We start from the raw sequence: 15191 nt of genomic DNA, 5'->3' as shown, positions 1-15191 counted from the left end.
TCAGTCGACGATCGAGATCGCCTGGCGCGGACAGAGCCGCACCGCGGCCTCGACCTTGCGCCGCAGTGACTCGGGCGGGCTCTCGATCAGGATTTGCAGGAAGTCGTTCTCGTCGACCCTGAACACCTCGGGCGCCTGGTCCACGCAAACGGCGTTCGCTTCACACAGATCGAAATCGACGACCACCTTCATCGCTGCCCCTCTACACGGAAGTTCCGCGCGTAGCCTAACACGCAGCGCCCGGGCCGTTCCGGCCGGAGTTGCGCGTGCCTGAGCCCTCAAGGGCCGCCCGGCCGGCGACGAAGAAGCGGGCGAGGAGTGCGCGCGTTGACCCCCAACATCCGCTTGCGAGCAGCGCTGTGCCTGGCGCTGTCACTCGCGGACGTGCTCCGGGCGCGCGCCGACGAGCCGGCCAAGCCGCCCGCCGCGCTCCAGACCCCGGACGACGGCGACCAGAACCCTTGTGCGCGCTTCGCCGACACGGTCGCGGCCTGGCAGGCGGCGATGCAGCGGGTGAAGGTCGCGAAGCGGGAGCTCGACCGGCTCGAAGCCGATCCCGTGATGGTCTCCCAGGGCACGTGCAGCGACGCGGCCTGGTCGGTGGGGCGCTGCCGCGACAACTACTTCAATCGCGACCGCGCGCTCGAGCGCGCCAGGGACCGCCTGGACGACGCGCAGACACGAGTCATGCAGGTCGAGGAATCGGCTCGGGTGGCAGGCGTACCCCAGCGCTGTCTGGTGGAGTGACCGGCGCGGGTACGCGCAGCAGCACCCACAGGTTCAGCGCCACCACCACGCCCTGACTCGCCAGGCCCGCCACGAACTCCAGCGTGCCCGGCAGCGGCGGAGGCCCCATGACCCCGAGCCACAGGGCCGCCAGGCCGACCGCGGCCCAGGGCCGGCCGCGCACCTCGGCGGCCAGGAGACACAAGAGCCACAGGCTCGGCACGACCACGTAGGCCGAGGGCGCGACCGGGCTGCGCAGCGCGGCCAGACTGAGCAACGCCAGCCAGCGCTGCGCGCGCTCGAGCCGGGTGACTCCCTCGCGCGCCGTGAAGGCCAGCCACAACAAGAGCAGCGTGTAGCCGCCCGAAATGACTTGCCCGACTGCCGGCGACGCGCCACTCACTCCGAGCGCCCGGAGCTTGGCGGCGAGCCCATAGGCCGAGAAGTTGCGCGACACCACGAAGGCGGGCGTCTCCGGCCGCTCGGCGAACGAGAACGCGGCGCCGCTCGCGAGCCGCGGCAGCTGGTAGCCGAAGAACGCCCGGAATGGCTCCGGCCCGAGCAGCGCCCATGCCGCCGCCCACAAGACCACGCCGCCCAGGGCGGTCCAGGCGAGGTCGCGCCAGCGTCGGCGGGCCAGGAGCGCCACGAGAAGCACGGCCGGAGTCAGTTTCGCGAGGATCGCCGCGGCGAGCAGAAAGCCCCCGAGCGGCGCGCGGCGTGACTCGAAGGCGACCATACCCGCGAGCGCGAGCGCGATCGCCGGCCCGTGGAACTGACCGAACTGGAGCTCGAGCCCGGTGGGGAGCGCCACGGCGAACAGCGGCAGACACGCGGCGGCGATCCGGCCCTCGCGCCCGCCGATCCACCACGCCAGGAGCGCCGCGCCGCCCAGGAGCAGGGCCGCGTGCAGCACGTACCAGACCGCGCGGATCTGCGCGAAAGAGTTCGTGACTGCCAGCGCGGTCGCCGGCAGCACGAGAAACGGCGGCGGGTACTCGAACGGGTCGTCCAGCCAGTCGCGCAGCCCGTCGACCGGTGAGTCGACGTCGACCTGCGCCGCGCCGTGCAGCCCGCGGAACGCGGGATAGAAGCGCTCGTCGTAGGGGTTGGGCTCGCCGCGGCGCGCCAGGTCGCCGGCCTGCACGTAGGCCGACATGCACTGGTGACCGGCCGTCACGCGTTCGGGGATCACCGAGCCCCAGTCGTGACTCCAGTCCGCCATGAACGACGAGCGCCGCGCCAGCTCGGCCGCGGCCAGGAGTGACACGATCGCCCACAGGCCCGCCAGCCACCGGCGCCGGGTCGAGATCCCGCGCAGCGCCTCGGGCAGGCGCGGCGCGAGCAGCACCACCCCCAGCGCGCACGCGGCTCCCGCTCCGGCCACCGCCCACGGTCCGAAGCGCGCGGATACGGGCAAGAGCACCGCCGCCGCGGACAGCCCCGCCACGCAAGCGACCGCGGCGCGCTCCAGCCCGACCTCGCGGAGACCCACGGCGCCGGATTCTACCCCGGCATTTCGAGCCGACCGGTCACATTCCGCGATCCGTGCAACAATCGGCGGATTGATCCTGGAACGGGGTCCGGAGGTGCTGTGAACGAACGGGAGAAGCGGATCGTGGCGACGGCGGTCGCGCTGGCAGAGGAAGGCGGCTTCGAGGCCGTGCGGCTGCGCGACGTGGCGGGCCAGTCCGGGGTCGCGCTGGGCACGCTCTACCGGCACTTCCGCGGCAAGGACGACCTTTTGGTGGCGGCGCTCGCGCTCGAGTCCGAAGCGCTCCAGGCGGAGCTGCGCGACACACCGCCGGCCGGAGTCAGCGAGCTCGAGCGCGTGGTCGCCTACTTCGAGGCGGCCACGGCGGCGCTGTGCCGCAAGCCCAAGCTGTCGCGCGCCATCCTGCGCGCGGCCTGCTCCGACGACCCGGAGCTCGCGGCGAAGATCCGCGCCTTCCACGGCTTCGCGAGCGACCTGTTGATGGCCGCGCTGCGCGATGACTCGCGCGCGAGCCTGGCCGAAGCCACGCCGCGCGAGGCGCGGGTGTGCAACATGCTGCAGATGGTCTGGTTCGCGGCGATGCTCGGCTGGATGAGCGCGCAGTACAAGCAGGAAGAGGTCGTGGAGCAGGTGCGCGCCGCGGCGGAGCTGGTGCTGACCTAGAGCGCGCCCGCCATGCGCTCGAGCACCTGAGTGAGGATCGCGCGCGAGGTCGCGAAGTTGATCCGCGCGTGAGTGCGCCCCTCGGGCCCGAAGTTGCGGCCATCGGAGAGGGCGACGCGCGCGCGCTTCAGGAAGAAGTCGTAGGGCGCTTCGGGCAGCCCGAGCGCCGCGCAGTCGAGCCAAGCGAGATAGAGTGACTCACCCGGGAAGTGCACCACGCCCGGGAAGCGCTGGCGCGCGAACTCGGCCAGGAAGCGGCGGTTGCCGTCCAGGTAGGCGAGCGTGTCGTCGAGCCAGGGCTGGCACGAGGTCCAGGCGATCTCGGTGGCGGCGAGCCCCAGCGTTCCCAGCCCGCCGCGCACGTGCGCGGGCACCTGCTTGAAGCGCTCCAGCAGCGAGTCACTCCCGAACGCGGCCACCGCGCAGCGCAGACCGGCGATGTTGAAGCCCTTGGTGGCCGAGGTCAGCGTGATGGTGCGCGCCTCGAGCTCGGGGCCGAGCGTGGCGAACGGCACGTGGCGGTGACCGGGGTAGACCAGGTCGCACTGAATCTCGTCGGAGAGCACGTAGAGGTCGCGCTCGAGCACGATCCGGCCGATGCCCTCGAGCTCCGCACGCGTGAACACGCGGCCGGTCGGGTTCTGCGGGTTGCACAAGAGGAGCACGCGCGTGCCCGAGTCACACGCGCGCCCCAGGCCGTCGAGGTCGAGCTCGTAGCCGCGCGGGCCGCGCACCAGCGGGTTGGCGACCAGGCGCTTGTGCGTCTCGCGCACCGCGTGGAAGAAGGGGGGATAGACGGGCGGCTGGAGCACGACGCCGGCGCCGCGTTCGCACAGCGTCTCGAGCGCGATGTAGATGCCTTGCACCACGTCGGACAGGACGACCACGCGCCGCGGGTCGACGGTCCAGCCGAAGCGCTCGAGCGCGCGCTTGGCGAACACCGTGGGCAGGCCGGCCGGCGTGGGGTTCTGCGGGTAGCCCAGGTCGTGGATCGCCACCCGCTCGGCGAGATACTTCGCGATCGGCGGCGGCAGCGGGAAGTCCATGTCGGCGACCCAGGCGGGCAGGACGTCGGGCGGGTAGTCCTGCCACTTCTCGCCGCGCCGGCGGCGCAGCTCCGCGAGATCGAGGTCGTCGTAGCTGCTCACGCGGGCGATTCTAACGACAGCCGCTCGCGTTGGCCGGTTCGCAGCCACACCAGCTCGAGGCGCGGCGGCGGCTCACTCGGGAAGAGCCGGGCGACGCCGCGCGCGTAGACCTCGAGCTGCGCGCGATAGCGGGTGCGCGCCGCGGCGTCGGGGCTGCGGTCAGTCTTGTAGTCGGCGACCACGAGCAGGCCGTCCTGCGGATCGCGGTACAGGAGGTCGAGCGTGCCCGCCCAGGTGCGGCCGGCGTCGTCGCGCAGCAAGAGCGGCAGCTCGCGGCCCAGCACGTCGACCTCGCGCAGCCGGCGCGGCAAGTCACTGGCCAAGAGCGACTCGAGCAGCGCGCCGGCCTCGCGCGCGACCTCCGGCTCCGCCAGGCCTGCCAGCCGGGCGGCGCGAGTCACGGCGCCGCGCAAGAGGCTGCGCGCGTGCTGGGCGTCCCTAAAGCTCCAGCGCTCGAGCACCTCGTGCAGCGCGGTGCCCACGGCCTGGGCGAGCTTCTGCGCGGAGACGACGCGCGACGGGAGTGAGTCGTCGCGCTCGCCGGGAACGAGGTCGTCGTCCTCGGCCAGGCCCGAGGGGCGGGCCAGCGGCGGAACGGCCGCGGCGCTCGCGCGCTGCGCGGCTGCGCGCGTGCGCTCGAGCGCGGCGAGCACGTCGGGCGCGGGAGGTGCCTGCGGGGTCGCGGCGCTGGTGTCGGGCTCGAGAATCTCGCGCTCGACCACCGCGGGGCTCTTCCAGCCCGCGACGAGCGCCCCGAAGCCGCCCGGGCGCCCCCTGTCCCTGCGCTGCGCCTCGGCGAAGACCAGGCGCTCGCGCGCGCGCGTGGCCGCCACGTACAAGAGCCGGCGCAGCTCGGCGTCGGCGTGGACTCTCTCGACCGCTTCGCGCTCGACCCAGCTCGACGAGCGCGCCGCTCGCGTGGAGATGGCGAGCACGCCACGCTCGCGCGACGACGCGAGCATGACTCCCTGTCTGTCTCCGCGTTCCGGCATCGTTCCGCGCGTCAGGTCGGGCAGCACGACCACGTCGAACTCGAGCCCCTTGGCGGCGTGGATCGAGAGCACGCGCACGGCGTCGGACTCGGGCACGGGCTCCTCGGACGCGCGGCGCTGCTCCTCGCGCTCGAGCGCAGTCACCAGGCGCACCAGGTCGCGGTCGGGCGCCGCGGCGGCGCGGGCCGTCAGCCGGTCGAGCAGCGCGGAGAGATCGGTCACGCGGCGCCAGCCGTCGCGGGCGGCCGCGTGCAACCCCAGAAGCGGTGTCTCGTCGCGCAGCGCGACCAGCACGCGGTCGACCGGCTCCGTGCGCACGCGCGCATGCCACTCACGGAGCCAGGCGAAGGCGCGCGCCAGGTTCGGCACGCTCTCGGGGTCGGTGCGCGCCGCCGTGTAGAGCCACGCGCCCTGGTTGCGCCCGGCATGAGTCGCGAGCTCCGCATCTGGCACGCCGCCGAGCGGCGAGCGCAGGAAGCCCACGACCGCGGGCGCGTCCGACGGGTTGGCGAGCGCGCGCAGCAGCGCAGTCACTTGCTGGAGCGCGGGCTCGCGGTCGGGCTCGTCCGGGCGTCCGACCCACACCGAGAGACCGCGGTCCTGCAGCGCGCGCACCCAGACGTGGGCGTCGGTGAGTGCGCGCATCAAGAGAGCCACCTGCCCCGGCCGCAGCCGGCCCGCGGCGGTCTCCGACACGATCCAGCCGGCGATCACGGCGGCCTCGACCCTGCGCGACTCGTTCGCGTTCGCGGCCTTGCCGATCGACCAGCGCTCGACGCACGGCGCGCCGGCGCGCTCGCGCCGGGCTTCCAGCCCGTCGTAGGTCACGTAGGCGTTCCGGGCGGAGCGATCGGCCTCGGCGGGTGGCTCGAAGCTGCGCCGGAAGAGCTCGTCCAGCGGCTCGAGCACCTCGGGCCGCGAGCGGAAGTTCGCGGTCAGCACGAGCCGCTCGCCGCGCTGGGAGAGGATGCGGCGGACCGCTTCCTCATAGGCCGAGATGTCCGCGCCGCGGAAGCGGTAGATCGCCTGCTTGGGGTCGCCGACCACGAACAGACTCCCCGGAGGCAGCGGCGCGCTCTCGCCGGCGGCGACCAGGAAGACGATCTCGTACTGCAGGGGATCGGTGTCCTGGAACTCGTCGAGAAACAGCACGCGGCAGCGCGCGGCGACCTCGTCGCGCACGCGGCGGTGAGTCAGGAGGAGATCGCGCGCCAGGGAGAGCAGCGCGTCGAACGGCAGGAGCCCCGAGCGCTTGGCCTCCGCCTGGACCTGCAGCGCGAACGGGCGCAGGAGCGCGAGCGCCTCGCCCAGCAGCGCGTCGTCGACCTCGCGCAGGCGCTCGAGGCGGGGGCGAATCTCCTTGGCGAGCGCCTCGGCCGTGCGCGCGCTCGCGCTGGTCGGAGTGTTTCCCTCGAGCAGGCCGCAGATGCCATTCACCCTCGAGTAGCTCGCGTTCGCGAGCGCCTCGCGAAACGCCGCCTCGCCCGAGCCGACGAGCGCTTCGAGTGGCGCGCGCGCGGCCGCGAGCCAGCTCTCCGGCCCGGGCGCGGCGGGCGGCTTCACCAGCTCCTCGATGCGGCCGAGTGACTCGCGTGCCCACGCGCCGAACACGCGCTGCATGTCGGGCAGCGGCGCGGCGAGCACGGCCTCGCGCACGGTGAACGCGGCCGCCGCCCGCGCGAGTGACTCGAGCTCGCCCAGGCCGAGCTGCTCCAGCACGCCCTGGAAGCGCTCGCGCCGGGCGCCGCCGACCCCTTCGGGTCCGGCCAGGAAGCGCTCCCACAGCTCGTCGACCAGCTCGTCGATGCGGTCGCCGGTGTCGACCTGGAATTCCGGGCCCACGCCCGACTCGATCGGGTAGCGGCGCAAGAGCCGCGCGCAGAAGCCGTGGATGGTCGTGACTTCCATGTCGGCGAGCGCGTGCACCGCGGCGCGCGCGCGCTCGGCGATCCGCTCCAGCGAGACACGCTCGCGCAGCCAGGCGAAGGCGCGGTCGGCCTCGCGCTTGCTCTCGAGCGCGGCCGGCGGAGTGTCCGCCTGGGCATGTGCGGCGAGCGCGACCAGGGCGGCCTCCAGCCGATGCCGCATCTCGGCCGCCGCCTTCTCGGTGAAGGTGATGGCGGCGAAGGCGTCGTGCGCCAGCTCGCGCTCGACGATCTGACACACCACGCGCTCGACCAGGAGACTCGTCTTGCCGCTGCCCGCGCCCGCGACCACGACCAGGTTCTCGTCGTAGCCGTGGGCGGCCCGGTCGCGCGCGGCCTGGTCGCTCATTCGCGGTCCTTGAGCTCGAAGTAGCCCCGCACCTGCTGCGCGGACTCGATGCGCGCGCGCGTCGGTGGGTGGCGGATGCGACACGCCACGGTGTAGTCGCAGAAGCGGCACTCCTGCTCCTGCGAAGTGGTCGGGAAGAGCCCGCGACCCAGGAGCTCGCCCAGCGCCGCGAGCGCTCCCTTCGAGAGCGAGTCGAGCTCGGCCAGGCTCCTCGAGCGCACCTTCTTGCGCTCGCCGTCGCGGTCGCGTTCCGGGCGAAGGGGTACGGTGAGCACCTCGGCCGTGACCTGCTCGGCGCCGCGCGCGCTGGCCACCATGCGCGCGTAGAGCGGGAGCTGCAGCGCGAGGCCGCGCTCGATGCGCGTGGGCGAGAGCGGCTTCTCGTAGGAACGGCCGGTCTTGTAGTCGCCGATGCGCGTCTCGCCGCCCTGGGTGAGCGCGATGCGGTCGACCTGGCCCCGCACCACGACGCTGCGCCCGCCGGCGTCGAGCGCCGCCCTCATGGGCTTCTCGAGCTCCAGGTCTTCGAGACCCGCGGGCAAGAGCACGGCGAGGTCGCGCTCGAGAAAGTCCACGAGCGCACGAGTCACCGTGCCGAGAAAGGCCGCCCACACGGTCGGGTGCCGCTCGGTCACGCGCTGGCGCCCGGAGTCCGCAGTCACCTGCTCCAGGATCGCGGGCAACGAAGCGCGTGCCCGGCGCAGCGCGCTCGCCGGATCGGTCCCCGGCTGCAGGAGCCCGGACTCCCAGAGCTGCCGGTACACCTGCTCGAGCGCCTGGTGCACGAACGAGCCGATCTCGTTGGCCTCGAGCTCGTCGGCGCCGGGTGACTCGAGCGCGCGCACGCGGAGGACGCGGCGGAACAGCGCGCGCAGCGGACACTGGCCGAGCTCTTCCAGCGTGGTCGCCGGCAGCTCTTCGGGCAGCACCAGCGCATCGCCGACCTCGCCGTCGTAGGGCAGCGAGTCGTCGCTCATGCGGTCCGTGCGAGTCACCAGCTCGAGGCCCGCCTGGAAGGCGGGGGGCCCGCCGGAGAGGTGCGCGGCGATCGCGCGCGCGTCCGGCGTGTGCGCGGCGCGCGCCAGCGCCTCTGCGGGCCGGGCATGGCTGGGCTCGGTTGCGCCCCAGGGAGTCACCGCGCCCTTCAGCGCGTCGCTGTGCGGCGCGACGAACGGCAGCGCGCGCAGCAGCGCGGAGGGACTCTGAATGCGGCCCTGTGAGTCCGCCTCGCAATAGGAGAGGGTCACGTGGTCGCGTGCCTGCGACAGCAGGAGCCCGAGCAGGAAGCGGTCCTCCTGCTCGGCGCGCCGAGTCACCGGCACGGGCCGGCGCAGACGCTCGCGCAGCCGCTCGCGCGCCGCGTCCGACAGGAGCGGGTCCTCGTTGACCGGCCGCGGCCAGGCGCCGTGCACGAGCCCGATCAGGAACAGGTGGCGGCAGGGCACGCCGCGCGCCTGGACCGCGTCGAGCACGCGCACGCCGCCCGCGTCGTCGGCGAAGGGCTGCTCGTTCGCCTCGCGCAGCGCGGCCTCGAAGGCGCGGTCGACCTCCTGGCGCGACGGCGCGCGCGGGTCACTCGCCGCGCCGCGCACGGCGTCGAAGGTGGTCAGGGCTTCGAGCGCCGCGCGCACGGCGGGAGGGGGCTCGCTCAGGAGCTGCGCGCCCACGCGCTCGAGACACTGCGCCGCAGCGGCGAACGTCGGGGCCGAGCCGAGCTCGAGTGCAGCGGGCACGAGCACGTCGACGGCGCGCACGAGCAGCGCGCGCTCCGGGCTGGCGGGGAGCGCCTCGAGCGCCGTGCGCCAGTCGATTTCTCCCCGCACCACGCCGCCGGTGCGCGCCGCGCGCTCCGCGGCCGCGGCCACGAGCGGCGCCAGGTCGGGCGCCGTGCGCACGCGGCCCGAGTCGAACAGCCGCACCATGGCCGCGCGCGGCAGATCGCGAGTCACCACGCGCGCGAGCTCGAGCCAGACCCTGCACGCGGGGTCGGCAACCTGGGCCAGCTCGAGCGAAGATGTGAAAGGGATCCCGTAGCCCGAGAGCGTCGCGGCGAGCCACGGGGCGTAGGGCTCGAGCGAGCGCGCCACGATCTGGATCTCGCCGGGCGCCACGCCGGCTTCGGTGATCAGCCGCAGCACCTCGCGCGCGACCGATTCGAGCTCCGCGCGCGGCGAGGACGCGCGGCGCACCGACAAGACCGTCTCGTCGACCGGCTCGCCCGGACCGAGCGCCGGCTGCTCGACCACCTCGACGGCCTCGGGCCGGAAGGCGAAGGGCCACTCCGCGCGCAGGCGCTCGCCGTAGTCACTCTGCCAATCGGGCTGGAAGAAGCGGAACGAGTCACCCGGGTACGATTCGGCGACCCGTTCGAGCAGGTCGCCCACCGAGCCCACGAGCTCGGTCGCGCCGTGCACCTCCACGCGCTCGAAAGCGCGCCGCGCCAGCCAGTCGCGCGCGCCGCGCAGCGCCAGGCGGAACAGCCCGACCCGGTCGAACAGCCCGTCCTTCTCGAGCTTCGCGAGCGCGCCCTCGTACGCCGCGTAGGCCGCCGCCAGGTCACTCGCGCCGCGCAGCGCGCTCGGCGGCACGCCTGCGTCGCGCAGGTCGCGCAAGGTCGCCGCGAGCGCTCGAGACAGGGCAGGGCGGTCCGCGAGCCGCTCTCCGAGCTCACCGCGTCCGCGCGCGCAAGCGGCGGCGAGCTCGGCGCTCGCCGCTTCGCCCAGCAGCGCGCGCACGGGCGTGTCGGTCTCGGCCGCGCAGCGCTCGGCCAGCCCGCGGAACGTGACGATCTCGCGCCCCAAAAGCGCGCCCGCCGGCGCCGCCGCGAGCGCCCGCGCGCGCCGCTCGCGCAACACGCGCGTCGACGCCGCGACCTCGAGAACGCGCTCCACCCCACTCACTCTGGGGTGGTTAGCGCACCTTGCGGAAGAACGCGCGGATGTCTTCGACGAGCAGCGCCGGCTCCTCGAGCGCGGCGAAGTGACCGCCCTTGTCGAACACGCTCCAGTGCCGCAGGTCGAACGCCGCCTCGGCCCACTTGCGCGGCGCCTTGTAGATCTCCTTGGCGAAGATCGCTCCGCCGGTGGGCACGTTGATCTTCTCGCCGGCCGGGCCGAAGCGGCCCTTGCGCATGGTCTCGCAGTACAGGCGCGTCGACGACGTGATCGACTGAGTCACCCAGTAGATCATCACGTTGGTGAGCAGCTCGTCCTTGGTGAAACGCGACTCCACGTTGCCCTGGCAGTCGCTCCAGGTGCGGAACTTCTCGACGATCCACGCCGCGAGCCCGGCCGGTGAGTCGTTCAGCCCGTAGCCCAATGACTGCGGCTTCGTGCCCTGAATCTGCTGGTAGCCGGTCTCCTTCTGGGTGAAGCTCCCGACCTCGCCCATCCAGGCCATCTCCTGGGGAGTCACTCCCTCCATCGGGTTCGCCGCGCCCGCGGGCGGCCCGGCGACCACCATGTTCATGTGGATGCCGGCGACGTGCTGCGGGTCGACCCGGCCGAGGTGCGCGGTGGCGATCGCGCCCCAATCGCCGCCCTGCGCGCCGTAGCGCGCGTAGCCGAGCTTCTCCATCAGCGCCTTGTTGGTCTCCGCGACCTCGCCGATGTCGAAGCCCGGCTTGCGCGGCGCCTCGCTCCAGCCGTAGCCCGGCATCGACGGACACACCACGTGGAAGGCGTCTTCGCGCTTGCCGCCGTGCGCGACCGGATCGGTGAGTGGCCCGAGGATCTTGTGGAACTCGAACACCGAGCCGGGCCAGCCGTGGGTGATCACCAATGGGAATGCGTTCGCCTCGCGCGAGCGCTCGTGGATGTAGTGCACGTCGAGGTCGCGCACGCGCGTCTTCCAGTGACTGAAGCGGTTCAGCGCCGCCTCGTGCACACGCCAGTCGTACTTGTCGCGCCAGTAACTCACCAGATCGCGGAGATACGACAGCTCCGTGCCGTAGTCCCAGGCTGCGCCGTCGAGCTGGTCGGGAAAGCGCGTGCGCCCGAGGCGTTGCTTCAGGTCCTCGAGCACGGCGTCGGCGACTTTGATCTCGAAGCGCTGCATGACTCTCTTCCTCCAGCGTCGGTGGTGCGCCATTCGAACATTCCGCGCGGTGCGGCCGCAACCGGCGTTGACAGCGTGACCGCGCAGGCGTAACAAGAAGGCGTCGGTCGCGGCCGAGGCAGGAGGCATGAGGGGCTCGCCTTCGCGGTCGGATCGGGTCTCGGCGAAGGACCGACGCACGGAAGCCGCGAAGCGAGCGAGCGGGTGCTCCGGCGACTCGGCCGGGGACGTCAAACCAAGCCAGGAGGGCCGGAGACGGTTTCTCCGACGAGGCGGCGCCAGGACAGCGGCGCATCATCCGCCGCGGCGCTGCGATGCTTCTCGCCGGTGTTCTCCGGTCGGAGTCCGGGCCACGAGCCCGACTGACTCACTCCTCGCGCAGGAAGTCCCGAGGCTCGAACGTTGCCGTCACCCGCGACCCTTGTGGAGTGACAACCCGCGAGCCTCGTGGAGTGATATGTTGGGCTCCACATGCGACACCTGAACTCTCCCGCGCTCGCGAAGCCGTCGGGCTACACCCACGCAGTCGAAGCCAGCGGCGGTCGCACCATCTACGTATCCGGCCAGGTGAGTCTCGACGCATCGGGCAAGCTGGTGGGCGGGCGCGACGTCGGAGCGCAGACGCGCCAGGTCTTCGAGAACCTGAAGGCCGCGCTCGGCGCGGCCGGCGCTTCGCTCGAGAACGTGGTGAAGATCACCGTGTTCATGACCGACCTCGCGGGACTCCAGGAGTTTCGCAAGCTGCGCAACGAGTACTTCCCGAAGGATCCGCCCGCGAGCAGCCTGGTGAAGGTGGCGGGGCTCGTGCTGCCGGAGCTCTTGATCGAGATCGAGGCGATCGCGGTCGTCAGCTGACTCGGGAAGCCTCAACGGAAGTCGTGCGAGCGCGGCAGCAGGTCTCCCATCGCGTCACCGTCGAGTCTCTCGAAGCGGCGTGCGCGCACGTGGATGACTCCGTCCTGGTTCTGGACCGGGCCCTCCACGAGCAGGATGCCCGCGGTCTGCACCACGGCGCGGTGGCGCTGGAACATGTCGGGCACCACGATCGCGTTCGAGGTGCCAGTCTCGTCTTCGAGCGTGAGGAACAGGAAGCCCTTGGCGGTGCCGGGCCGCTGGCGCACGATCACGGCACCGGCGATGCGCACCCAGCTGCCGTCGCGCGCGCCGCGCAGCTCGGCGGCCGAGAGCACGCCGCGCGCGCGCAAGCGCTCGCGAAAGTGACTCATGAGGTGTCCGCGGGTGGTGAGTCCGGTGCCGCGGTAGTCGGCCACGGTGCTCTCGAACGGGGTCATCTCGGCGAGCGGCGAGGGCGTGGCCGACGTGGCGCCCGAGAGCAGGCCGCCCGAAAGCGCCGCCACCTGCCACAGCGCCTCGCGCCGCTCGAGCCCGAGGCTGCCGCAGGCGCCGATCGACGCCAGCTGGTCGAGCTCGTCGCGGTGCAGCTCGGTGCGGTGTGCCAGATCGCCGAGTGACTCGAAGGGCGACTCGGTCGACACGCGCTGGCCCACGGCCTCGCGCAGGCCGTCCACGTAGCGCAGGCCCAGGCGCACCTCGCCGGCGTCGGTCACGAAACACAGCCAGTCGCTCTCCTGCACGTCGATCGGCAGCACCCGCACGCCGTGGCGCTGCGCGTCCTGGATCAGCGTGGCGGGGCTGTAGAAGCCGAGCGGCCACTGGTTCAGCATGGCGGTCAGGAAGCACGCAGGGTGGTGCGCGCGGATGTAGGCCGATGCGTAGGCCAGGAGCGCGAAGCTCGCGGCATGACTCTCGGGGAAGCCGTAGAGCGCGAACGAGCCGATCTGCTTCACGATCTCTTCCTGGGCGCCCGGCGTGACACCGCGCTGTGTCATGCCCGCGCGCAGCTTGCGTAGGGTCTCGCCCATGCGCTCGACCGAGCGCTTGAAGCCCATGGCGCGGCGCAGCTCCTCGGCCTCGCCGCCCGAGAAGCCGGCGATCGTCATGGCCATGCGCAAGAGCTGCTCCTGGAACAGCGGCACGCCCAGCGTGCGTTTCAGGATCGGCTCGAGGTCGGGGTGCGCGTAACTCACGGCTTCTCGCCCGGCGCGCCGCTTGAGATACGGCTGCACCATCTCGCCCGTGATCGGTCCGGGGCGGATGATGGCGACCTCGACCACCAGGTCGTAGAACGAGGTCGGCTTCATGCGCGGCAGGGTCGCCATCTGCGCGCGGCTCTCGACCTGGAACACGCCCGCGGTGTCTCCCGCCTGCAGCATGGCGTAGGTCAGCGGGTCGTTGGCGGGAATGCGGTCGAGGGCCACGTCGGCGGCGTCGTGCGCGCGCACCATGGGAATCACTTCCTCGAGCACCGCCATCATGCCCAGCCCGAGCAGGTCGATCTTGATGATGCCGAGGTCCGCGCAGTCGTCCTTGTCCCACTGAATGACCCGGCGGCCGGGCATGCGCGCGGGCTCGAGCGGCACCACCTGGTCGAGCCGGCCCTTCGCGATCACCATGCCGCCCGAGTGCTGCCCCAGGTGTCTCGGCAGATTCTGCGCCTCGTGCACCAGCCGCATCAGGTGCCGCACGCGCGGCGCGTCGGGGTGCACGCCCGCGTCGCGCAGCTGGCGCGCGAGCGCGTCGTGCTCGTCGGTGAACTCGTGGCGAGACACGAGCTTCGCCAGCCGGTCGATCTGCTCGGCCGCGAGCCCGAGCACCTTGCCCATCTCGCGCACTGCGCTCTTCGCGCGGTAGGTGATCACGTTGGCCGTCATGCCCGCGCCTGCCGCGCCGTAGCGCTGGTAGACGTACTGCAGGATCTCCTCACGCCGGTCACCCGACGGCAAGTCGATGTCGATGTCGGGCCACTCCCCGCGTTCCTCGGAAAGGAAGCGTTCGAACAACAGCTCGTAGCGCACCGGATCGATCGCAGTGATTCCCAGCGCGTAACACACGATCGAGTTGGCCGCCGACCCGCGCCCCTGACACAGCACGCCCCGTGCCCGGCATTCGCGCACCACGTCCCACACGATCAGGAAGTAGCCCTCGAGCGACAGCCGCCCGATGATGCCGAGCTCGTGCTCGAGCTGGAGGCGCGCCTTCTCGGGCACCCGGCCCGCATAGCGCTCGCGAGCGCCTTCGAACGCGAGCCGGCGGAGCAAGGCAGGGAGTGACTCGCCGCCCGACGGGAACTCGGGGAACTCGTAGCCGAGGTCCTCGAGCCGGAAGGCGCAGCGCTCCGCCACCTCCAGCGTGTGAGCCAGCGCTTCGGGCAGGTCCGCGAAGAGCTTCGCCGTCTCGTCGGGCGTGTGCAGGTGACGCTCGGCGTTGGGCAGGAGCAGCCGCCCCGCGTCTTCTAGCTTCGCGCCGTTGGCGATGCAGGTGAAGGCGTCGAGCAGGCGCTTGCCCGAGGGGAGTGCGTGGCGCACGTCGCCGGTGGCGAGTGCAGATACTCCGGTCGCGAGCAGGCGGCGGTTCGCGCGCTCTTCGTCCGGGTCGCGGTGTCGCCAGATCTCGCCGAAGGTCGAGCGCTCGCCGAAGACGGAGCGCGCGGAAGCCGCGAGGCCGGGCTCGCGGACTACCGCGATGAGCCCCTGGGAATGAGCACGCAGCTCCTCCCAAGTGACCCGGCTGTGCGGCTTCTCGACCCGCTCGTGCCCCAGCGTCAGCAGCCGGCACAGGTTCTTGTAGCCCGTGCGATCCTCGACGAGCAGAGTGAGTCGTCCCCCGTCGGGCGGCGGATCGGTCTTCCGGCGCCGCTTCTCGACGCCGACCAGGTGGATGCGCGCCCCGCAGATCGCGCGGATCCCGGCCGCCTTCGCCGCGCGGTGGAAGCGGGGCAGGCCGTACACGCCGTGCACGTCGGCGAGCGCGATCGCC

General features: G+C 72.5%; 10 protein-coding genes. 3 read left to right on the top strand and 7 right to left on the bottom strand.

Annotation, left to right across the window (positions count from 1 at the left end; translation table 11 throughout):
- On the bottom strand, nt 1-192 hold the full coding sequence (locus VMR86_21005; GenBank protein HTO09543.1) for a ferredoxin: 192 nt from the start codon (nt 190-192) through the stop codon (nt 1-3).
- 135 nt (nt 193-327) lie between these two features.
- On the opposite strand from VMR86_21005, the gene VMR86_21000 reads away from it, so the two are divergent.
- Entirely contained in the window at nt 328-747 is a 420-nt protein-coding gene (locus tag VMR86_21000; GenBank protein ID HTO09542.1) for a hypothetical protein, read from the top strand.
- Here VMR86_21000 and VMR86_20995 read toward each other — a convergent pair.
- Nucleotides 686-2221, bottom strand: coding sequence for a glycosyltransferase family 87 protein (locus VMR86_20995; protein HTO09541.1), 1536 nt, complete (start codon nt 2219-2221; stop codon nt 686-688). The two genes, VMR86_21000 and VMR86_20995, sit on opposite strands and share 62 nt — an antisense overlap.
- A gap of 123 nt (nt 2222-2344) precedes the next feature.
- Between VMR86_20995 and VMR86_20990 the strand changes: the two genes are divergently transcribed.
- Nucleotides 2345-2884 (top strand): helix-turn-helix domain-containing protein, encoded by a 540-nt coding sequence (locus tag VMR86_20990; protein ID HTO09540.1) that lies wholly within the window; start codon nt 2345-2347, stop codon nt 2882-2884.
- Here VMR86_20990 and VMR86_20985 read toward each other — a convergent pair.
- From VMR86_20985 to VMR86_20970, 4 genes are read right to left on the bottom strand one after another with little or no spacing between them, the layout of a single operon-like run.
- Nucleotides 2881-4032, bottom strand: a complete 1152-nt coding sequence (locus VMR86_20985; GenBank protein ID HTO09539.1) for a PatB family C-S lyase — start codon at nt 4030-4032, stop codon at nt 2881-2883. The two genes, VMR86_20990 and VMR86_20985, sit on opposite strands and share 4 nt — an antisense overlap.
- Nucleotides 4029-7298 (bottom strand): UvrD-helicase domain-containing protein, encoded by a 3270-nt coding sequence (locus tag VMR86_20980; GenBank protein HTO09538.1) that lies wholly within the window; start codon nt 7296-7298, stop codon nt 4029-4031. The genes VMR86_20985 and VMR86_20980 overlap by 4 nt, the downstream gene beginning before the upstream one ends.
- Nucleotides 7295-10189 (bottom strand): PD-(D/E)XK nuclease family protein, encoded by a 2895-nt coding sequence (locus VMR86_20975; protein ID HTO09537.1) that lies wholly within the window; start codon nt 10187-10189, stop codon nt 7295-7297. Before VMR86_20975 ends, VMR86_20980 begins: the two co-directional genes overlap by 4 nt.
- A gap of 19 nt (nt 10190-10208) precedes the next feature.
- Nucleotides 10209-11354 carry an epoxide hydrolase gene (locus VMR86_20970; protein ID HTO09536.1) on the bottom strand — a complete coding sequence of 382 codons (1146 nt, stop codon included), beginning with the start codon at nt 11352-11354 and terminating at the stop codon, nt 10209-10211.
- A gap of 471 nt (nt 11355-11825) precedes the next feature.
- Between VMR86_20970 and VMR86_20965 the strand changes: the two genes are divergently transcribed.
- Nucleotides 11826-12209, top strand: a complete 384-nt coding sequence (locus VMR86_20965) for a RidA family protein (GenBank protein HTO09535.1) — start codon at nt 11826-11828, stop codon at nt 12207-12209.
- A gap of 11 nt (nt 12210-12220) precedes the next feature.
- Here the strand turns inward: VMR86_20965 and VMR86_20960 are convergent.
- Nucleotides 12221-15191: error-prone DNA polymerase (locus VMR86_20960; GenBank protein HTO09534.1), on the bottom strand; the 2971-nt coding region annotated here is incomplete at its 5' end.

The organism is Myxococcota bacterium (genome assembly GCA_035498015.1).
Classification (GTDB): domain Bacteria; phylum Myxococcota_A; class UBA9160; order SZUA-336; family SZUA-336; genus VGRW01.
This window is presented reverse-complemented; position numbering and strand designations above follow the sequence as displayed.